Source organism: Synechococcus sp. H55.10, from assembly GCF_047502715.1.
Taxonomy (GTDB): domain Bacteria; phylum Cyanobacteriota; class Cyanobacteriia; order Thermostichales; family Thermostichaceae; genus Thermostichus.
On the sequence record NZ_JANSJJ010000178.1, the window covers coordinates 1 to 652 of the forward strand.

1 protein-coding gene is annotated in these 652 nt (G+C 55.1%); it reads right to left on the bottom strand.

Annotated elements, in window-relative coordinates; all coding sequences use genetic code 11:
- Nucleotides 1-118 precede the first annotated feature (118 nt).
- Nucleotides 119-301, bottom strand: a complete 183-nt coding sequence (locus tag NW858_RS10820; RefSeq protein ID WP_011430004.1) for a 50S ribosomal protein L32 — start codon at nt 299-301, stop codon at nt 119-121.
- Nucleotides 302-652: the final 351 nt, after the last annotated feature.

Genomic DNA, 652 nt, shown 5'->3' on the forward strand with positions numbered 1-652 from the left:
TAGGTAAGAGAGGTCAACGAGCGCATGCCAGTCGCTAAACAACCAAGACCGGGAGGCAGCAGAACAGCTCTCAAGGGAGCCTGACCCCAATGTAAACCAGGATCCCTGCTGCCGGGCTTTATTCTTCTCCCTCCTCTTCTTCGGACTTGGCTTTGGGGTAGTAGAAGCCGGTGTTGCGACCGCTGAGAATGGCGCGCCCAATGGTCATCGCCCGCTGGGCCTGCAGCTTGGCTTTGCCCAGCCAGACAGCATACCGCCTGCGACTGCGGGCTTTGGAGGTTTTCTTCTTGGGAACAGGCATAGCTTGTACAAAAACACAGCTTTACTAGGCTAGCACTGGGCTTGCACGCTCGATCCCGTTCTGACCCTGGCGCAATTGGGTCAAGCTTTTCCGGCAACTTACAAAGGGCGAGCGTCTCTGCCCAACCTTAACTGTTGAGATCTGTCAACTCCTCTGTGCAAACCCTCTTCATCCCTTTTCCCAAAGGCCTCGAAGTCGGTAGAGTATAGGACATCTTCTGGAACAGGCGGCCAGGTGACATTGGTCATCCTCCCCCGGAAGCTTTTTTGGGTGCAAGCTAAGAATGGACTGTGGCCACCTACTAGCTACAGGGGCAGTCACATTTACACATAACCGAGCCCACGAGACCGT